The following is an 18,595-nucleotide window of genomic DNA, read 5'->3' as shown; positions in this document are numbered from 1 at the left end:
CGTTACTTCTATGCGATTGGCCGCGATGGGTTGCTGCACAGCCTGCTGGGCACCACCCATCGCGTGCACCAGAGCCCGCACATGGGCTCGGCCTTGCAGAGCCTGATCGCGGCAGTGGTGGTGCTGATTTTCGCCGCCATGGATGCCGATCCGATCCTGCAACTGTTCGCCTGGCTGTCCAACCTGGCGACCCTGTGCGTCATCCTGCTGATGGCGCTGACGTCGGTGGCGGTGTGCGTGTACTTCCAGCGTCATCCCGAACTGGACGTCGGGCTCTGGCGTGGGCGTATCCTCCCCGTTTTCTCCAGCCTGGCCCTGGTGTCGGTGCTGGTGCTGGCGGTGGTGCACTTCGACGTGCTGACCGGGGCCAGCAAGCTCCTGTCCTATGGCCTGTGCGCGATCATCCCCGTAGCCCTGATCATCGGGGTTTACCTCGCCGCACGCTTGCGCAAACTCTCGCCGCAGCGCTTCCACGCGTTGGGCAGCCACAAGCTCTGAGCCACACCCGATCATCCAGATAAAACCGGCCTGCCGTCCTTCGGCCAGGCCCGCCAGCGTGTGAAAGGAAGGTTGCAAATGCACAACTACAAGATGCTTATCAACGGGGCCCTGGTGGCCGGTGAGCAGGGGCGGTTCGAAGTGGTCAACCCGGCCACCGGGGCGGTGTTCGCCCACTGCCCGGCAGGTTCTTTGGGGCAACTCGACCAGGCGGTGGAGGCCGCGCAGGCGGCGTTCAAAAGCTGGCGCCACAGCAGCCACGCCGACCGCAGCGCACGCCTGCTGGCGATTGCGGCGGATATCGAACGGGAGGCCGATGCACTGGCCCGGCTGATCGTGCAGGAACAAGGCAAACCGCTGGAACTGGCGTTTTCCGAAGTCATGGGAGCGGCCGCCTGGACCCGCTACGCGGCGGGGCAAGACATTGCCGTGGAGCTGGTGGAAGACACCCCCACCCAACGCATCGAGTTGCACCGCAAACCCTTGGGCGTAGTGGCCTCGATCACGCCGTGGAACTGGCCGTTCATGATCGCCGTGTGGCACATCATGCCGGCATTGCGGGCCGGTAATTGCGTGATCAGCAAACCGTCGAGCCTGACGCCGCTGAGCACCCTGGGCCTGGTCGATATCATCGCCCGCCATGTGCCCCACGGCGTGATCAATTGCGTGACGGGCGAGCAAGGCTTCGGCAGTGCGATCACGGCGCATCCAGGCATCCAGAAGATTGTCTTCACCGGCTCCACCGCCACCGGGCAAAGCGTGATGCGCGGCGCTGCCAGTAACCTCAAGCGCCTGACCCTGGAGCTGGGCGGCAACGACGCGGCCATCATCCTGCCGGGCACGCCGGTGCAAGAGGTGGCCGAGGCGATCTTCCAGGCGGCGTTTCTCAACATGGGGCAGACCTGCGCCGCCCTCAAGCGCCTGTATATCCACGAGTCGCAATACCAGGCCTTCGCCGAGGCGCTGACGCAGATCGCGGCGCGCCAGGTGGTGGGGGATGGCCTGGAGGCGGGGGTAACCTTCGGTCCGGTGCAGAACCTGGAACAGCTGGCGCTGGTGGAAGCCCTGGTCGACGACGCACGGGCCAACGGCGGGCGGGTGCTGTGCGGCGGCGCACGCCTGGATCACCCCGGTTTTTTCTACCCGCCCACTCTGGTGGCCGACGTCACCGACGGTCAGCGCCTGGTCGATGAAGAACAGTTCGGCCCCGTGCTACCGCTGATCGCCTACCGCGACGTGGAAGACGTGCTGCGGCGCGCCAATGCCGGTGACATGGGCCTGGGTGGCTCGGTGTGGGGGCCGGATGTCGAACAGGCCCAGCTCCTGGCCAGCCGCCTGGAGAGTGGGGTGGCGTGGGTCAACTGCCATGCGCAGATCCAGCCGAACACGCCGTTTGGCGGCAGCAAGATGTCCGGCTTTGGCGTCGAGTTCGGCCTGGAAGGCCTGCTGGAGTTCACCGGTCAGCAATTGCTGTTTGTTCGCAAGCCACCACAAGGAGCCTGAGCCATGCACCCTCCACTTATCGGCTCCGCGCTGGCGTGCACCCTGGTGCTTTGCGCCTTCCCGTCCGCGCATGCCTATGAGCTGTACAGCGATGACAGTCGTCACCTCAACGCCGACATGACCGCGGTGTTCGGGCAATTCAACAGCCGCAAGAACTACGACGGCACGCCCGGCGGTTCTACCTGGCGCGAGGGTTTTATCAAGTATGGCTTGAGTGGCGACCAGGCCCTCGCCGGCAACGGCACCGCGTACGGTGCCTTTGCACTGCTCAGTTCCGCTACCTGGGGCGATGGCGACCCGGCAGGCAACACCCTGGGCACCGAGCGCACCACCAAGATTGAAGACGCGTACCTCGGCTGGCGGTCCGACGATCTGTTCCCGGCGCTGGGCAAGAACGGCGTGGATATTTCCGCTGGGCGCCAGGTGGTCAAGCTGGGTCGTGGGTTCCTGATCAACGATGACGGGCCGAACCTGGGCAAGGGCCCCGCCGATGGTAAGCTGAACCGCGGGGGGGCGTTCTACCTGGCGGCGCGGCATGCGTTCGACCAGACCGCGTATGTGCGCCTGGGTGGGCAGGACGGCCTGCATGGCAGCCTGCTGTGGTTGAAGTCCGACAACCGTGCCCAGGCTGAAACCGAACTGGCCGCCGGTACGCTGGACTACACCGCCCAGCCGGGGACGATCGGGCTGACCTGGATCCACGGCATCAACGTGAACGATCAATGGGCCAGTGACTTCCAGCGCCAGCGCAAGGGCATGAATGTCTACAGCGTGCGCGGTGAGGGCGATGCGGGCGTCAAGAACGTCAGCCTGGCATTCGAGTACGCCTGGCAGGACAAGGACGCCGGCCCGCAAAACGCCTGGTACGGCGAGGCAGGCTATACCTTTGCCGATAGCGCCTGGTCGCCCAAACTCACGTACCGTTATGCGCGCTACTCACAGAAGTGGGACTCGTTGTTCACCGGCCAGAGCCTGGGGTACGGCACCTGGCTGCAAGGCGAAGTCGCCAGCAACTACTCGGGGCCGTTCAACAGCAATACACGGGTCCAGCATGTCGGGTTGAAGGCGACCCCGCTGGAAACCCTGACCCTGGGTGCGCTGTTCTTCGATTTCGACACCGTGCGCAAGCGCGATGCAATCAACCTCAATGCCCGGGAACTGGACCTGTATGCCGAATGGGCGGTCAACCCGCACCTGATCGTCACCCCGCTGGTCGGCCTGTACAAGCCCGAGAAGGACGCGACCACGGGCGGTAATCAGGTGGGGGGCAATGGCACCAATGTGTACAGCCAGGTGACCGTGGCCGTACCGTTCTGAGCATGGCTGGGTACGGCGTTGGGATACCTATGCCGTTCTGGTGGTAGGCGGGTTGCGCATGTTGTCGGCGATCCGTCGCGTGGTGTCCATGACCATCTCGATCACGGTTTCCTGGCGCAGCAGCTTGAAGCTTTGCGTGCTGCCGACGGCCGACAGGCTGCCGACCACTTCGTCCAGGTCGGTCTGGATGATGGGCGCGGCGATACCGGTCAGGCCCAGGTTGAGCTCATCGTGGGTCAGGCAGTAGCCGTCCTTGCGGATCTTTTTCGCGGCCTTGTTGAACCCCGCCCAGTCGTAGGGGCTGGCGGGGTCGTTGGCCAGGTGCTCGTCGAACAGGCGTTGCAGGCGACGGCCTTTCTGGTAGGCGATCAACACCTTCGACTGCGCGCCGCGAAAGAACGGCAACGGTTGCCCACGCCCGAACGCAAAGTGATAGGTGTCGGTGGGCTCGGCGATGTAGGTGTTGATGATGCGCCCGTCATAAAACACGCTGGCAAACACCGCCAGGCCCGTTTGCGCGGACAACTCGTGCATCAGCTCGCGCCCGGCGAGCAGGATCGGGTCGTACTGACGCATCTTCCAGTCCAGCTCGATCACCCGTGGGCCCAGGCCATAGCTGCCGGCATCCACGCGGGTCAGCAGGCCGGCATCGCACAAGTCCTTGACGTAGCGGTACACGGTGGCCCGTGACAGGCCCATGCGCTCGGCGATGGTGTCGGGGTCGATCTTCAATGTCTGTGGGCCGAACAGGTCCAGGACGCTCAGCAATTTGCTCAGGCTGCTCATTTCGTTCCTAAAAAGGGGAGGGGCACGTGCTGCGTTCCGCTGGCGCAACACTACCGCAGTAAAAGAAAAACGCAATCTTTTGTGCTTTTTAGGTCGTCAAAAAATCACATAAATCTCACTAAGTGAGACAAATCAAAATAAAGTGCTTGTTGATTGAATTTTTGTGTGTGATAAATCTCATCACTGCAAACGCTCAAGCAAGAGGGCTGAAAATGAATGGTGCGCAACTGATAGTGAATGCGGCTGCGGCAAGCGGTATCGAGTACTGCTTCGCCAATCCCGGAACCACCGAAATTCCATTGGTGGCGGCGATGGCCAGCGCACCTGCACTCAAGCCGGTGTTGTCGTTGTTTGAAGGGGTCTGCACCGGCGCGGCGGACGGCTATGGCCGGATTGCCGGCAAACCGGCCATGACTCTGACCCATCTGGGGCCCGGGTTCGCCAACGGCATCGCCAACCTGCACAACGCACGTCGCGCCAACACTCCCATCGTCAACGTGATCGGCGATCACGCCTCGTGGCACGTCAACTACGACCCGCCGCTGGCCAGTGACATCCAGGCCCTGGCAGGCGCGGTCTCCGGCTGGGTGCGCACCTCGCGCACGGCGTCGGGGGTGGGCGAGGATCTGCAGGAAGCCATGCGCGCGGCCTGGCAGGCCAAGGGGCAGATCGCCAGTTTGATCCTGCCCATGGACCTGCAAGCCCATGCCGTGACCCACAGCGGTGTATTCGCCCCGATCCGCCCGCCGGTCCGGCGCTTTGCCGGCGACCGCATCGAGAGCGTGGCCAAGGCCCTGCGTGACGGCCTGCGCCTGGTGTTTATCGTCGGCGACGAAGGCTTGTCGGTTGCCGGCCTGGAAGCGGCGGGGCGCCTGGCGCAACTGCCGGGCGTGCGTCTGTTCGCCGAGACCTTTCCACGCCTGAGCTACCGTGGCGGTGGCCTGCCGGACCTGGACCGCCTGCCGTACTTCCCGGAAGTGGCGATTGAAATCCTCGAACAATACGACCGGGTGGTGTGCGCCGGCGTGCCGGAGCCCATCAGCTACTTCGGCTACGAAGGCATCCCGTCGCGCCTGGCCGAACGTGAGCGCCTGCTGGCGTTGGCCGATGTCGGTGACGATGTGGCCGGCGCGCTGACGGCATTGGCCGACGCCCTGGATGCACCCGCGTATGTGCCAACGCCCCAGGGCATCGAACTGCCGCCCGGTCACGCCGAGCTGACCCCACAGTCGGTGGGCCAGTTGCTGGCTGCCGCCCTGCCGGACGACAGCATTGTCTCCGTGGAAGGCGGCACCTGCGGCTATCCGTTCTTCACCGCTTCGGCCCGCGCCGCTCGGCACCGGGTACTGACCAACACCGGTGGCGCGATCGGCCAGGGTATCCCGGTGGGCTTCGGCGCCGCCCTGGCCGAGCGCGGCAACCGCGTGTACTGCCTGCAATCGGACGGCAGTGCCCAGTACACCATTCAAACCCTGTGGAGCATTGCCCGCGAGCAACTGCCAGTGGTGATCCTGATTGCCGCCAACCACCGCTACGCGATTCTGCAGAACGAGTTGCGTCGTTTCGGCATGACCGAACTGGGACCTGAAGCCCTGAAGCTGACGGTGCTCGACAGCCCGCGCATTGACTGGAAAGCCCTGGCCAAAGGCTACGGCGTGCCAGCCAGCACGGTGCACACCAATGCCGAACTGCAACGGGCGCTGGCCAATGCAAATGCCGACGGCGGGCCTTGCCTGATCGAAATGGCGCTGTGAAGGAGTCGACCATGAAGCTGTTTGAAGTACTACCCGCCGTCCAGGCTTTTCTGTCCCAGCCGGGTCGCCTGTTTATCGGTGGCACTTGGCAGGATGCTGCCGATGGCCGCCGTTTTGCGGTGGAAAACCCGGCCACCGAAGACACCCTGACCGAAGTGGCCCAGGGCGGTGCACGGGACGTGGACGCCGCCGTTGCCGCCGCGCGTTCGGCGTTCAACGGCGCCTGGTCGTTGCAGTCACCGGCCCAGCGCGGCCTGCTGCTGTTCCGCCTGGCGGACCTGTTGGACCAGCACCGCGAAGAACTGGCGCAGCTGATCACCCTGGAAAACGGCAAGCCGATTGCTGCAGCGCGCGGTGAAGCGGCCAGCGCCGCCACCATCCTGCGCTACTTCGCCGGCTGGCCGACCAAAATCGAAGGCAGCACCTTGCCCGTTTCACCGGCCAGCGGCGCGCCGATGCTCAACTACACCCTGCGTGAACCGGTGGGGGTCTGCGCCCTGATCGTGCCGTGGAACTTCCCGCTGAACATGTGCGTGTGGAAGCTCGGCCCGGCGCTGGCCACCGGTTGCGTCGCGGTGCTCAAGCCTGCCGAACAAACGCCGCTGGTTGCGATCCGCCTGGTGCAGTTGATCGAGGCGGCGGGGTTCCCGGCCGGCGTGGTCAACCTGGTCACCGGCCTTGGCGCCGAAACCGGTGCGCCGCTGGCGGAGCATCCCGATGTGGACAAGATCGCCTTTACCGGCTCGACCCAGGTCGGCCGGCTGATCGCGCAAGCGGCCACGCGCAACATGAAAAAGGTCTCGCTGGAACTGGGCGGCAAGTCGCCGAACATCATCCTGCCCGACGCCGATATCGTGCGCGCCGCCAAAGGCGCTGCCGATGGCATTTTCTATAACCAGGGCCAGGTGTGCACCGCCGCTTCGCGGTTGTACGTGCACGCCAGTGTGCTGGACCGGGTCCTCGAAGAACTCGAACGGCACGCCGCCGCCCATGTCCTCGGCAATGGCCTGGACCCGGCCAGCAGCATGGGCCCGCTGGTTTCCGGGCGCCAGCTGGCGACGGTCAAGGGCTACCTGCAACGCGGCCAGGAAGAGGGCGCCGAACTGATCTGCGGTGGCGGGCGTCCGGCCCACCTGGAGCGTGGCCACTTCATTGCGCCCAGTGTGTTCCTGGATCGCGCCGAGGCGGCCTGCGTCGCCCGCGAAGAAATCTTCGGCCCGGTGCTGACGGTAATGAGCTGGACCGAAATCGATGACCTGGTGCTGCGCGCCAACGATTCGCCCTATGGCCTTGCGGCCGGCCTGTGGACCCGCGACCTGCGCTCGGCGCACCGCGTGGCGGCGCAACTCAAGGCGGGCTCGGTGTGGGTCAACTGCTGGAACGTGGTCGATGCGGCCTCGCCATTCGGCGGCTACAAGCAATCCGGCTGGGGCCGGGAAATGGGTAAGAACGTGATCGATGCCTACACCGAGACCAAAAGCGTGTTTGTCGATCTGGCCTGAACTGAATAATCACACGAGGTAATTGTTATGGATCTGGAATTGAAAGGCCGCGTGGCCATCGTTACCGGTGGCGGCATGGGCATCGGCAAGGAAGTCGCACGTTTTCTCTCCGAAGAAGGCTGCAAGGTGGTGATCTGCGCGCGCCGCATGGCGTTCCTGCAACTGGCCGCCGAAGAGATCAGCGCCCAGACCGGCAACGAAGTGCTGCCGCTGTTCTGCGACACCAATGAGATGTCCGCCGTGTCGGAAATGGTCGAAGCCGCCTACAAGCACTTCGGCCGCATCGACATCCTGGTCAACGGTGCCGCTGCGCCGTCTGGCGTAGTGCGCAATGACATCGAACACGCCGGCGACGATGAACTGCTGTCGGACCTCAACACCAAAGTGATCGGCTACTTCCGTTGCGCCAAGGCCGTGACCCCGCACATGAAGGCCGCTGGCTTCGGTCGCATCATCAACATCGGTGGCCTCACCGGACGCAGCAGCAAGGTGCTGTCGGGCATGCGCAACCTGGCCATCGCCCACATGACCAAGACTCTGTCCGACCAGCTTGGCCCCTCGGGCATCACGGTCAACCTGATTCACCCAGGCGTTGTGGATACCCCGCATATCCAGGAGCTGTATGACCGCGAAGCGGTCAAGCAAGGCAAGACCGCGGAGCAGGTCGAGCAGGCTTATATCGACGCGACGCCGATTCGCCGCACCCTCGCACCGATTGAAATGGGCTGGCTGATTGGTTTCCTGGCGTCGCCCAAGGCTGGCGCGGTGACCGGCGAGTCCATCGGCATCGACGGCGGTTTGACCCGTGGTATCTATATCTGAGGAGCATCTGTGATGAGTAACGGAACCCTTTTGGTGGCCACCGTCGGGCAAGCGGTGATCCGCAGTGCCGACGATGGCCGTACCTGGCATCGCCTGGGCCTGGGGCAGGACCTGGAATTCGATGCGATCACTCGCTCACTGAGCCTGCACCCCGACGCGCCCGAGGTGATTTATGCCGGCACCGACGTGGGCTTGTGCGTCAGCCGTGACACCGGCGGCCATTGGCAGCGCGTCGATTCGCCGTTCAACGGGCAGACGGTGTGGAAAGTCGCGGTGGACCCACGGAACGCACAACGGATTTTCGTCGGCACCGGTGCACCTTCCCGCGCTGTGTTGTGGCGCACCCTGGACGGTGGGCTGAGCTGGGATCGGGCACCGGTGGAAATTCCGGAGTTTTGCGACGGCGTCAGTCGCCCACGCCTGCTGGCGTTTGCCTACGACCCGACCGACCCCGACCAGCTGTGGTTCGGCCTTGAAGAGGGTGGGTTGTTCCACTCCCGCGACGGCGGCGACAGTTGGACCCGCGTCGATGACCGCCTGTTGTGGGAGTTCAACTCGGACGTGCACAACATCCTGGTACTGCCCAACCATGGCCAGAAAGTCATCGTGGTGGTCTGCGTCAACGCGGTCTACCGCAGCCTGGACGAAGGGCTGACCTGGACTGGCATCATCGGCCGCGAAGCCTTCGGCCTGTATTACATCCGCGCCATGAACGCGCCGTTGGGTTCGCAAAGCGACCTGTACCTGAGCATTTCCGATGGCACGCCGGGCACCACCAGCAAGATCCTGGTGTCCCGCGATGCGGCGCTCAGCTGGGAAGTGCTGCCGCTTTCCCAGCAGCCCAATTCCTGCGTGTGGGCGATTGCCTTCAACCCGGCCAACCCCCGGCAGATCGTGGCGGGCACCAAGTACGGGCATCTGTTCACCTCCGACAACGGCGGTGACGGCTGGCAGAAACAGTGGCGCGACTTCAGCGAGATCGCCGATGTGCTGTGGACGCCGGCCGTGGCGCAGATCAAGGCCGGGCATCAATCCATCGTCAAGAAGCACTGAGGTATATCGCCATGAAAGTCGAGATCCTGCGTACTCACTTATCGCTCTGGGTCAGTGACCCGGACGTGTCGGCGCGCTGGTACGCCGACATCCTGGGCATGCACGAAAGTGCCCGGGGCGAGAGCTGGGTCATGATGGCGTTTGGCGGCAAGCACCACGACATCGCCTTGATCCGCGCCGACCCTGGCGCCCATCAGGGTGGGCTGGGGTTGCAACACTACGGCCTGGAAATCGACGGAGACATGACCACCCTGCGCCAGCTCTACGGCATGTTGCTGGGCAAGGGTGTCGAGGTGGTCAAGATCACCGACCACGAAATCGGCCATGGCGTGTACTTCAACGACCCCGACGGCAACCGCATGGAATTCTTCCTCGAGACCGAGCATGACGATGCGCGCGGCAAGGCCCGGTTCAAGGCCGCTGGCGCACCGAGCCGACATTTCAACCTGGACCCACTGGACCCACTTTGAGGCAACCCCGATGAAAACCGCGAATTTTGCTAGCTATCACATCCGCAAATGGTACAGCTTTGTCGAAGAAACCCTGGCCAACGAAACCGGCCAACTGGCCGATGGCGAGCCACTGTTCAAATATGCGATTGCCGCCGTGATCGCCAACCCTTATGCCGGTCGCTACAGCGAGTCGCTCGCCGAACTGGTCGACCCTTCGCCGCTGCTGGGCGAAGAGTTTGGCCGGCGCATCCAGGCACTGGCCGGCGCCCGTGAGATTGTCAGCTATGGCAAGGCGATCCTGGTGGGCAGCGAGGGCGAGTACGAGCACGGTAATGCATTCCTGACCAACCCAGCAGCCGACCCGATCCGCGTCGCGCTGGGCGGCGGCAAATCCTGGGTACCGTCCACCGGCAAGCGTGGCGGGCCGGGGTCGACCATCGACGTACCGCTGGCGCACAAGGATGCCCTGTACGTCCGTTCCCACTACGACAGCATATCGCTGATGTTTGGCGACGGGCCGGCGCCCGACGAGGTCGTGATCATCTGGGCCTTCGCTACGCGTGGACGCTTGCATGCGCGCCTGGGCGGCCTGCAGGCTAAAGACGTCAAAGGCCTGGATGGGCTGCACTGACAGCAGGCGTGCGCCTTGAGCTGTACCGGATTACAACCACAACAAGAAAGCGGTGATGAGCGATGAAGCAGGAGAAGACCCAAGTTGTCATTGTCGGCGGCGGTCCCAACGGGATCACGGCCGCACACTATATGGGGATGTACGGTGTCGACTGCGTCGTCCTTGAACTGGCTGATTGCATCCTGCCTTACCCGCGTGCGGTGGGCATGGACGATGAAGCGCTGCGGGTGTTGCAGGGCATCGGTATTGCCGAACTGGCCGCGCGGGACATGATCTGCGACGTGCCGTTGCGCTATTACAACGCACGTGGCGTGTGTTTCGCCGAGGTCAAGCCGAGCACCGCCCACTACGGCTGGCCGATGCGCAACATCTTCATGCAGCAGTTGCTCGAAGGCACGCTGCGCGAAACCCTCGGCCGGCATGCCGGTGTCGAGTTGCGCCAAGGCCACGAAATGCTCGAATTGGAGCAGGACGGCGAGGGCGTGACCTTGCAGGTGCGCGATGCCCGGGGCGAGGTCTATGAATTGCGCGCCGATTATGTGATCGGTGCCGACGGCGGCCGCTCCACCGTGCGTAAAAAACTCGGGGTCGAGTTGCTGGGGCTGACCCATGCGCGCAAGTGGGTGGTGGTCGACACCGCCAATGACACGCTGGACGCGCCTTACACTGCCTTGCATGCCGACCCGCAGCGACCGTTCGTGTGCATCTATTTGCCTTACCAGCAGCGGCGTTGGGAGTTCATGCTGATGGAGGGCGAGGACGAGGCGAAGATGTGCGACGAAAGCACCATCCGCGACCTGATCCGTGGGCATATCGGCGATGCGGTCGACCAGTTGGACATCATCCGTATCCGCGCCTACACCCACCATTCACGGGTAGCGGCGCGCTTTGTCCAGGGCCGCGTGGCGCTGGTGGGCGACGCGGCGCACATCTCGCCGCCCTGGGCCGGGCAAGGGCTCAACTCCGGACTGCGCGACGTGGCCAACGTGGCCTGGAAACTCGCGGCGATCATCCAGGGGCGTGCCGCCCATGGGATTCTTGTGAGCTACGACCAGGAGCGTCGCGGGCACGCCACCGAGCTGGTGGCGCTGGCCGACAACATGGGCGCGGTATTGGGCTTGACCAACCCCTTGATGGCCGGCGTACGCGACTGGTTGTTCCAGGCGGTGAACAGCGTCGACAACCTGCGCTCGCACCTGTTGGAGTTCAAGTTCAAACCCAAGGCGACCATCACCAAAGGCCTGGTCCATCATGAGCGGGCCGAGTTGCGCGAGGATGACCTGGTCGGGCAATTGTTCGTGCAACCCTATATCGAAGATGCCCAGGGCCAGCGCCGCCGCCTGGACGATGTATTGGGCAACGGCTACGCGGTGCTGGGGTATCGCGTGAACCCGCGCGGGCACCTCAGCGAGGAAATGGCCGGCTATTGGGCACGCTGGGATGCGCGTTTCATCCAGGTCAATCGTTCGCGCAGTGGTGTCGGCCGTGGGCAGCCCTTGACCGCCACGGACGCCATCAGCGTGGAAGACGTGGATAACCGCCTGGGCGAGTGGTTCTCCAAGGTGCGCGATTGCATCGTAGTGGTGCGGCCGGACCGTTTTGTCGCCGCGATCACCACGCCCGAGCGACTGGATGGGGTACTGCGCAAACTGGCGGAGCAACTGTCATGAGCCACAACAACGAACTGCTCAACCGCTTGCACCAGGCCACCCTGACCCGGCAGGCCCTGCCGCCGCTGCCCGCCGAGACGCTGGACCCATATTCCGGGTACGCGCTGCAACGCCTGGGGCTGGACGCCCGCCTGGCGGCCGGCGAGCGCCTGAGCGGGTGGAAGATCGCCTTCGCCGGCAGCGCCGCGCAACAGCGTTTTGGCCTCGATCAGCCGGTGTACGGCGCGTTGACCGAGAACATGAGCGTCAAGCCGGGCACGGCGGTGGCCCTGTCACGGTTGATCCAGCCCAAGCTGGAGATTGAAGTGGCGGTGGTCATCGGGCGCACCCTGGCGCCCGGTGACTACAGCGACGAGGACATCCTGGCGGCCATCCGTGACGTCGCGCCCGCCTTCGAAGTCGCCGACTGCCGCTGGCAAGCCTGGACCTTCGGCGCCGGCGCGTTCCTGGCCGACAACGCCGCGGCGGGGCTTTATTGCATCGGGCCACGGACGCCGTTTGATCCAGCCCTGCACCTCAATGCAACCTACCGCCTGGAGTGCGCTGGTGCGCTGTACGGCGACGGCAATACCCTGGAGCGCGAAGACACACCGCTGGCCAACCTGTGCTGGCTGATCCGGCGCCTGCTGGCCGACGGTCAACCGGTGGAGGCGGGACAGGTCGTGCTGTCCGGGGCGTTGCTGGCGCCCCTGAGCATCCAGCCGACCACCTATCGCCTGCAGATGTTTGGCACGGAACTGGCTTTGGTTTTCACCGCTGACACCGTGCCGGTGTAAACCCACGTGCGGTCAAGGATGACAGCGTCCCTTTCAGGTCGATGAAGACACCAGGCCACCGAGGAACGACAACCATGCTCGCTGAAGCGCGAACCTTCAATGACCCTCAACAACACGCCGGGTCTATCCACGGCTGGCGCCAAGTGTATGACCAGCTTGGCCGTGGTTGCCTGACGAGTGAGCTGCGGCAATTGTCCGCCGATCGCTTCCAGGTGTTCCAGGAGGTGTTGGACAAACGCGTGGTCCAGCGCGGTTACGCCCCGAAAGGGCGGCTGTGCGCAGCCATGTCGCTGGGCCCCGCGCCGGTGGTGCAAGGCCAACAGGTGGGCACCCACAGCGTGGTGCTGTTGCGCGATGGCGAGGAGTTTGTGTTGCATGCGCCCGAGGGCACGCACTTTTTTGCGTTCAATATCGACGCGGTGCGCTTCGCCAAACTGGCGGCCTTCGAATTGTCCAACGAGCAGCTCAAGCGGCTGAAGACCACTTCTCAGTTGAGCGTGGACGATGCGTTACTCTTGCGCATTCGCCAGCGTATCCATCCCCTGTTCTGTCACCTGGTGGAACAGTCCGAGGCGGTCAGCCCAGCGGCTGAAAAAATGCTTGAAGACGAATTGCTCAACGCCTTCCTCGATCTGTTCAGCAACGCCACCGATGAGGTGCGTTGCCGGCGTGGCAATGTCACTGTCAGTGCTTACCTGGTCAAGCGTTGCCAGGAGTTGATCGACGCCAGTGGCGACACGCCCCTGAGCATTCTTGATCTGTGCGAACACCTGCGGGTCAGCCGGCGCACCCTGCAGAACAGTTTCCAGGCCGTGACCGGTATGCGCCCGGTCGAATACTTGCGCAACCTGCGCCTGAATGCCGTGCGCCGCCGCTTGAACAGCACCTCTGCCTGCTCCCAGAACGTTGGCGAAATTGCCGTGGCGATGGGCTTTTTTCATCTGAGCCATTTTGCCGGGCATTACCGGGAACTGTTTGGCGAGTCACCCTCCGAAACCCTCAGGGCGACCCGCTAGGGCGCCCATTCTCAGGCGTAGCTGATCCGCTCGGCGTAGGCGTTCTGCAGCATTTTGCGCTGGTAGTCGCAGGGCGTGGTGCTGACCAGTTGCTTGAAGTCGCGCAGGAAGTGCGACTGGTCGGCAAAACCCAGGTCGAGCGCCAACGCCGAGAACGACACGTCCCGGCAGGTATTGAGGGTGTCCAGGGCGGCCTGGCAGCGGATGATCCGGCAAAAGGCCTTGGGCGACATGCCGGTGTCCTGGCTGAACTGGCGGTGCAGCGTGCGGCTGGTGTAACCGCTGAGGTCTTCAAGCTGGTGGATGCGAATAGACCCGCGATGCCGCATGGCTTGTTGAATGACCAGGGCGGTCAGCGGTGATGCCTTGCCCATCAGGCGGGGTGCAAGATAGTCATTGAACAGGCGCATTTGCTCGCTCAACTGCGGCGCCTGCACGATGTTGTCGAAGATGCGCCGGGCAAACGTCGAAACCTCCAGCAAGTCGAGCTCCCGCTCGGTCAATTCCTCCGCCAGCACATTGATGAAACCGGGAATGACGCCGGGTGAAAAACGCACGCCGAAGTAATGGTGGTTCGGGTTCAATTCGACCGCCTTGGCGGCGAGCGGCGTCCCGCAGATCTTGGCGCTCGGACGCACGGCATCACAGTCGAAGACGATGTCCACGCACCCATCCGGAACGGCCAGTACCTGAGTCGATTGAGCCGCATCGAACGCATAGAAATGCGAGATCGCCGGGTGGTCGGAGGGCATGACCGAATACCGTGAAGAATTGAGAACGAACCAGGGTTGTTCGTTTGCCGTGTGGTGCCGTGGAGTCGAGATCATAGGTGCACTGTCGAGAGGCTCAGAGGCGCGATTTTTCACGCAGGATTCGCGCCAACTCTGGCGGTAACACAAGGCCTGGCGTGTCCGAAAACTACAATACGACCCGGCCCCGTGCCCTCGATACTCGACCTCGACAGCGTGGCGCTGCGCCTACCGCAGCGGTATCACCTTCGACCCGAGAATAACTATGTCTACGACTACAAAAATCGACTTTATCTACCTCTCCGAGCCGGACATGATCCGCGCGGGCGTGACCGACATGCTGGCGTGCGTGAATACCATGGAAGAGATGTTCAGCCTGCTGTACGCCGGCGACTACCGCATGGCCGGGCCGAACAATGATTCCCATGGTGCGATGGTGATTTTCCCCAAGGATTCGCCGTTCCCGAACATGCCCAAGCCCACGGCCGACCGGCGCATGATGGCCATGCCGGCCTACCTGGGCGGCAGCTTCTGCACCGCTGGCGTGAAGTGGTACGGCTCCAATATCGCCAACCGCGAAAAGGGTCTGCCGCGCTCGATCCTGATGTTCACCCTGAATGATCCCGACACCGGTGCGCCGTTGGCACACATGTCGGCCAACCTGCTGTCGGCGTATCGCACCGGGGCCATTCCCGGTGTGGGCGCACGCCACCTGGCGCGCAAGGGCTCGAAAGTCGTGGGCCTGCTGGGGCCGGGCGTGATGGGCAAGACCACCTTGGCGGCGTTCATCGCGGTCTGTCCGCACATCGATACGCTGAAAATCAAAGGCCGTGGCCAGAAGAGCCTGACCGATTTTATTGCGTGGGTTGAAGCGACCTATCCGCAAATCACCACGATAAAGGTGGTGGACACCCTGGAAGAGGTGGTCCGCGATTCGGACCTTGTTACTTATTGTAGCTCCGGCGAAACGGGCGACCCCTCGAACTACCCAATTGTGCGGCGTGAATGGGTCAAACCGGGCGCATTTCTGGCGATGCCGGCGGCCTGCTCGCTCGATGAAGGCATGGAGCAGGCGGACGTGCGCAAGGTGCTGGATAACACCGGTCTTTACCAGGCCTGGTTTGAAGAGTTGCCCAAGCCTGCGCATCACTGCGTGCCGGTGATTGGCGTGCGCTTCATGGACATGATTGCCGAAGGCACCTTGCGCCTGGAAGACGTCGAGGACATCGGCAAGATCATCGCCGGCGCCGCCCCTGGCCGCAGGACCGATGAGGAAATCATCATCATGTCGGTCGGCGGCATGCCCGTGGAGGACGTGGCCTGGGGCACGGTGGTGTACCGCAATGCGATCAGGCGAGGCATCGGCGTCAGCCTGAACCTGTGGGAAACCCCGGTACTGCGTTAAGTCACTCAACCCCTATTCTGACGAGGCATTCGACATGACAAACATCATCAAGCTCAAGACCGGCTCGCCGTTCGAAGACCAGGCCAGCTATTCGCGCCTGGTGGTCGTCGACAACTGGATCTACGTGTCCAACACCGCAGGTCGCAACCCACAGACCAAACTGATCCCGGAAGACGTCCTGGAGCAGGCCCGCCAGGTCTTCGCCAACATCGAAACCGCCCTGGCGGCGGTGGATGCAAGCCTGGCCGATGTGGTGTGTTCGCGGGTGTTCATCCAGGACCCCAAGGACGTGCCGGCGGTGATGGGCCTGATCGGCGAGAAGTTTCGCGGCGTCGACCCGGCCAGCACCGTCACGTGCCCGCCACTGGGGTCGACGGTCTACAAGGTGGAGCTGGAAGTGACGGCCTATCGCAACGCATCCAAGGCGCAGGTCGAAGTCATTCGTCTGTCGCAGTGACCGCCAGCGGTTGCTCCTATTTGCCCATCAGCGAGTCTTGATCATGGCACCGACTATTGCGCCCGTGAACACATCCGCCGCGTTTCCTGCCGCCACCAGCGTTGTCATCATTGGTGGCGGGATTATTGGCTTGACGGCGGCATTGACCCTGGCCGAACGCAACATCGCGGTGGTGGTGCTGGAAAAAGGCCGCATCGCCGCCGAGCAGTCGTCGCGCAACCTGGGCTGGGTACGCAAGACCAGCCGCCACGCCGCCGATATTCCCCTGGCCCTCGCGGCCGACCGGTTATGGGCCAAGATGCCCGAGCGGGTTGGCGCGGATGTCGGCTATCGCCAGGAAGGCATTATGTTTGTCGGCCGCACCCCGGCGCAGATGGCGATGCATGAAGGCTGGCTCAAGTCCGTGGAGCATCTGTCCCTGGATTCACGGCTGCTCAGCAAGCGTGAGATCGATGGGTTGGTGCCCGGCGGCGTGGGCGATTGGGCGGGTGGCATCTTCACGCCGTCTGACGCACGTGCCGAACCGACCCTGGCCAGCAGCGCCATCGCCAAGGCGGCCATGGCGCTGGGCGTGGTGATTGTCGAGCAGTGTGCGGTGCGTACGTTGCAAATGTCTGCCGGGGCCGTGAGTGGCGTGGTCACCGAGCGAGGTGAAATCCGCTGCGACCACGTATTGCTGGCGGGTGGCATGTGGTCGCGGCGCTTCCTGGGTAACCTGGGGGTGTCGTTGCCGACCCTGCCGTTGACCTGCTCGGTACTGCGCACCCACCCCATGGAAGGGCCGACGCAGATTGCCGTCGGCGCGCCGGACTTTTCGTTCCGCAAGCACAAGGACGGCGGTTTCATCATCACCCAGCGCGGCAAGCTGGACGCCTTCCTGACCCTTGATCACCTGTTGCTCGCCAAGCAGTACATGCCGCAGTTCCGGGCGCAGCGCCATGTGCTCGATGTATCGCTGGGCAAGCCGTTCCTGCACGACCTGAAGCTTGCACGGCGTTGGCACTCCAGCAGTGTGAGCCCGTTCGAGCGCGTCCGGGTGCAGGACCCTCCGGCCAACCCACGGCTGAACGGCGATGCGATGAACAACCTCATCGCCGCCTGGCCGGTGTTCGAGCAGGCGCGCATCGCCCAGGCTTGGGCCGGTACGATTGATGTCACGCCGGATTCGAACCCGGTGATCGGGCCGGTTGCGCAGATCCCCGGGCTGACCGTGGCCACGGGTTTCTCCGGGCATGGCTTTGGTACGTCCCCTGCAGCGGGTCATCTCGCGGCAGACCTGGTCAGCGGGCATACACCGATCATCGACCCAAGCCCTTATCGCTTCGATCGTTTCTAGAGGAACACACCGATGCTTGCTGACAGTTGTTTCTTCACCAACCGTTGCGGCCTGCGCCTGCATTTTTTGCGCTGGGGCAAGCCGGGTGGCGTGCCGCTGGTGCTGCTGCATGGTTTGCGCGCTTATGCGCAAACCTGGGATTCGCTGGTGCAGTCCCTGGGCGCAGGCTATTGCATCTATGCCCTGGACCAACGCGGGCGGGGCCTGAGTGATTGGGCCGCGCCCGACACCTACCACACGCAGTCGTATGTCGAAGACCTCGCTGACTTCGTCGCCCATGTGGGCTTGCAGCGGTTTGTCTTGCTGGGGCATTCATTGGGCGGCGCCAACGCCCTTGAATATGCGCGGCAGCACCCTGGTCGGCTGATGGGGCTGATGATTGAAGACATCGGCCCCGGTTCTTCAAGCCAGGGCGATGGCGCTGCGCGTATCCGTCGCGAGATGAGCCAGACACCGTTGCAGTTCGAGAACTGGGAGCTGGCCCGTGCCTTCTGGCAGGCGTCACGCCCCGGTCTGTCGGAGCAGGGCCTGAACTCCAGGCTGGCGCATTCGATGAAGGAAAACGACGCAGGGATCACCTGGCGCCATGATCAGCAGGGGATTGCCCAGGCGCGCCTGAGCATCGAGCCGACGGATTTGTGGCCGGCGGTGCGTGCATTGGATTGCCCGACCCTGTTTATTCGCGGCGGTCGCTCGGACTTCCTGCCGGCAGCAACGTTGGAAGCAATGACCGCGAGCAACCCGCATATTCGGACCGTGGAGGTGGCCGACGCGAGTCACTATGTGCATGACGACCAGGGCGAGGTGTTCAACGCATTGGTTTGGGCATTCCTCAGGGAACTTGCGCCTGAGTGTTTCTAGGGAACTC

17 protein-coding genes and 1 pseudogene are annotated in these 18,595 nt (G+C 63.6%); 16 read left to right on the top strand and 2 right to left on the bottom strand.

Annotated features, from left to right (window positions below; translation table 11 throughout):
• The 3 genes and pseudogenes from BFN10_RS22650 to BFN10_RS22640 form a co-directional block, all read left to right on the top strand.
• Positions 1-498 (top strand): annotated as a pseudogene (locus tag BFN10_RS22650) (amino acid permease); the annotation flags it as partial.
• A gap of 78 nt (positions 499-576) precedes the next feature.
• Positions 577-2,001, top strand: a complete 1,425-nt coding sequence (locus tag BFN10_RS22645; protein WP_071491537.1) for an aldehyde dehydrogenase family protein — start codon at positions 577-579, stop codon at positions 1,999-2,001.
• 3 nt (positions 2,002-2,004) lie between these two features.
• Positions 2,005-3,318 (top strand): alginate export family protein, encoded by a 1,314-nt coding sequence (locus BFN10_RS22640; RefSeq protein ID WP_173668603.1) that lies wholly within the window; start codon positions 2,005-2,007, stop codon positions 3,316-3,318.
• A gap of 27 nt (positions 3,319-3,345) precedes the next feature.
• On the opposite strand, the gene BFN10_RS22635 is transcribed toward BFN10_RS22640, so the two are convergent.
• A complete protein-coding gene (locus BFN10_RS22635) occupies positions 3,346-4,104 on the bottom strand; it encodes an IclR family transcriptional regulator (RefSeq protein ID WP_071491536.1) in 759 nt (252 codons plus the stop codon).
• Positions 4,105-4,316: 212 nt separating this feature from the next.
• Between BFN10_RS22635 and BFN10_RS22630 the strand changes: the two genes are divergently transcribed.
• From BFN10_RS22630 to BFN10_RS22590, 9 genes are all read left to right on the top strand, one after another.
• On the top strand, positions 4,317-5,858 hold the full coding sequence (locus tag BFN10_RS22630) for an acetolactate synthase large subunit (RefSeq protein WP_071491535.1): 1,542 nt from the start codon (positions 4,317-4,319) through the stop codon (positions 5,856-5,858).
• Between the two features lie 11 nt (positions 5,859-5,869).
• Entirely contained in the window at positions 5,870-7,360 is a 1,491-nt protein-coding gene (locus BFN10_RS22625; protein WP_071491534.1) for an aldehyde dehydrogenase family protein, read from the top strand.
• Between the two features lie 27 nt (positions 7,361-7,387).
• Positions 7,388-8,182, top strand: a complete 795-nt coding sequence (locus BFN10_RS22620) for an SDR family NAD(P)-dependent oxidoreductase (protein WP_071491533.1) — start codon at positions 7,388-7,390, stop codon at positions 8,180-8,182.
• 12 nt (positions 8,183-8,194) lie between these two features.
• Positions 8,195-9,235 carry a beta propeller repeat protein gene (locus tag BFN10_RS22615; protein ID WP_071491532.1) on the top strand — a complete coding sequence of 347 codons (1,041 nt, stop codon included), beginning with the start codon at positions 8,195-8,197 and terminating at the stop codon, positions 9,233-9,235.
• Positions 9,236-9,246: 11 nt separating this feature from the next.
• Positions 9,247-9,705 (top strand): VOC family protein, encoded by a 459-nt coding sequence (locus tag BFN10_RS22610; protein WP_071491531.1) that lies wholly within the window; start codon positions 9,247-9,249, stop codon positions 9,703-9,705.
• Between the two features lie 10 nt (positions 9,706-9,715).
• Positions 9,716-10,318 carry an amino acid synthesis family protein gene (locus BFN10_RS22605; protein ID WP_071491530.1) on the top strand — a complete coding sequence of 201 codons (603 nt, stop codon included), beginning with the start codon at positions 9,716-9,718 and terminating at the stop codon, positions 10,316-10,318.
• A gap of 62 nt (positions 10,319-10,380) precedes the next feature.
• Complete coding sequence (locus tag BFN10_RS22600; protein ID WP_071491529.1) at positions 10,381-11,988, top strand: bifunctional 3-(3-hydroxy-phenyl)propionate/3-hydroxycinnamic acid hydroxylase; 1,608 nt, start codon at positions 10,381-10,383, stop codon at positions 11,986-11,988.
• The gene (locus BFN10_RS22595) at positions 11,985-12,764 is read left to right on the top strand and encodes a 2-keto-4-pentenoate hydratase (protein WP_071491528.1); all 780 of its coding nucleotides are present in this window, start codon (positions 11,985-11,987) and stop codon (positions 12,762-12,764) included. The genes BFN10_RS22600 and BFN10_RS22595 overlap by 4 nt, the downstream gene beginning before the upstream one ends.
• 74 nt (positions 12,765-12,838) lie before the next feature.
• On the top strand, positions 12,839-13,780 hold the full coding sequence (locus BFN10_RS22590) for a helix-turn-helix domain-containing protein (protein ID WP_071491527.1): 942 nt from the start codon (positions 12,839-12,841) through the stop codon (positions 13,778-13,780).
• 11 nt (positions 13,781-13,791) lie between these two features.
• On the opposite strand, the gene BFN10_RS22585 is transcribed toward BFN10_RS22590, so the two are convergent.
• Positions 13,792-14,607, bottom strand: coding sequence for a helix-turn-helix domain-containing protein (locus tag BFN10_RS22585; protein WP_071491526.1), 816 nt, complete (start codon positions 14,605-14,607; stop codon positions 13,792-13,794).
• Positions 14,608-14,794: 187 nt separating this feature from the next.
• Between BFN10_RS22585 and BFN10_RS22580 the strand changes: the two genes are divergently transcribed.
• From BFN10_RS22580 to BFN10_RS22565, 4 genes are read left to right on the top strand one after another with little or no spacing between them, the layout of a single operon-like run.
• Complete coding sequence (locus BFN10_RS22580) at positions 14,795-15,934, top strand: ornithine cyclodeaminase family protein (protein ID WP_071491525.1); 1,140 nt, start codon at positions 14,795-14,797, stop codon at positions 15,932-15,934.
• A gap of 34 nt (positions 15,935-15,968) precedes the next feature.
• Complete coding sequence (locus BFN10_RS22575) at positions 15,969-16,391, top strand: RidA family protein (RefSeq protein WP_071491524.1); 423 nt, start codon at positions 15,969-15,971, stop codon at positions 16,389-16,391.
• Between the two features lie 43 nt (positions 16,392-16,434).
• Positions 16,435-17,727 (top strand): NAD(P)/FAD-dependent oxidoreductase, encoded by a 1,293-nt coding sequence (locus BFN10_RS22570; protein ID WP_071491523.1) that lies wholly within the window; start codon positions 16,435-16,437, stop codon positions 17,725-17,727.
• A 12-nt stretch (positions 17,728-17,739) separates the two neighbouring features.
• Positions 17,740-18,588: an alpha/beta fold hydrolase gene (locus tag BFN10_RS22565; protein ID WP_071491522.1), complete on the top strand. Its 849-nt coding sequence runs from the start codon at positions 17,740-17,742 to the stop codon at positions 18,586-18,588.
• Positions 18,589-18,595: the final 7 nt, after the last annotated feature.

It is taken from the genome of Pseudomonas extremorientalis, assembly GCF_001870465.1.
GTDB classification, from domain to species: Bacteria; Pseudomonadota; Gammaproteobacteria; order Pseudomonadales; family Pseudomonadaceae; genus Aquipseudomonas; species Aquipseudomonas extremorientalis.
This window is presented reverse-complemented; position numbering and strand designations above follow the sequence as displayed.

Coding starts and splice junctions, on each gene's coding strand:
- BFN10_RS22570 (WP_071491523.1), top strand. CDS start 16,435: ATGGCACCGACTATTGCGCCCGTGAACACATCCGCCGCGTTTCCTGCC.
- BFN10_RS22610 (WP_071491531.1), top strand. CDS start 9,247: ATGAAAGTCGAGATCCTGCGTACTCACTTATCGCTCTGGGTCAGTGAC.
- BFN10_RS22590 (WP_071491527.1), top strand. CDS start 12,839: ATGCTCGCTGAAGCGCGAACCTTCAATGACCCTCAACAACACGCCGGG.
- BFN10_RS22645 (WP_071491537.1), top strand. CDS start 577: ATGCACAACTACAAGATGCTTATCAACGGGGCCCTGGTGGCCGGTGAG.
- BFN10_RS22575 (WP_071491524.1), top strand. CDS start 15,969: ATGACAAACATCATCAAGCTCAAGACCGGCTCGCCGTTCGAAGACCAG.
- BFN10_RS22640 (WP_173668603.1), top strand. CDS start 2,005: ATGCACCCTCCACTTATCGGCTCCGCGCTGGCGTGCACCCTGGTGCTT.
- BFN10_RS22625 (WP_071491534.1), top strand. CDS start 5,870: ATGAAGCTGTTTGAAGTACTACCCGCCGTCCAGGCTTTTCTGTCCCAG.
- BFN10_RS22565 (WP_071491522.1), top strand. CDS start 17,740: ATGCTTGCTGACAGTTGTTTCTTCACCAACCGTTGCGGCCTGCGCCTG.
- BFN10_RS22600 (WP_071491529.1), top strand. CDS start 10,381: ATGAAGCAGGAGAAGACCCAAGTTGTCATTGTCGGCGGCGGTCCCAAC.
- BFN10_RS22615 (WP_071491532.1), top strand. CDS start 8,195: ATGAGTAACGGAACCCTTTTGGTGGCCACCGTCGGGCAAGCGGTGATC.
- BFN10_RS22630 (WP_071491535.1), top strand. CDS start 4,317: ATGAATGGTGCGCAACTGATAGTGAATGCGGCTGCGGCAAGCGGTATC.
- BFN10_RS22585 (WP_071491526.1), bottom strand. CDS start 14,607: ATGATCTCGACTCCACGGCACCACACGGCAAACGAACAACCCTGGTTC.
- BFN10_RS22620 (WP_071491533.1), top strand. CDS start 7,388: ATGGATCTGGAATTGAAAGGCCGCGTGGCCATCGTTACCGGTGGCGGC.
- BFN10_RS22605 (WP_071491530.1), top strand. CDS start 9,716: ATGAAAACCGCGAATTTTGCTAGCTATCACATCCGCAAATGGTACAGC.
- BFN10_RS22580 (WP_071491525.1), top strand. CDS start 14,795: ATGTCTACGACTACAAAAATCGACTTTATCTACCTCTCCGAGCCGGAC.
- BFN10_RS22595 (WP_071491528.1), top strand. CDS start 11,985: ATGAGCCACAACAACGAACTGCTCAACCGCTTGCACCAGGCCACCCTG.
- BFN10_RS22635 (WP_071491536.1), bottom strand. CDS start 4,104: ATGAGCAGCCTGAGCAAATTGCTGAGCGTCCTGGACCTGTTCGGCCCA.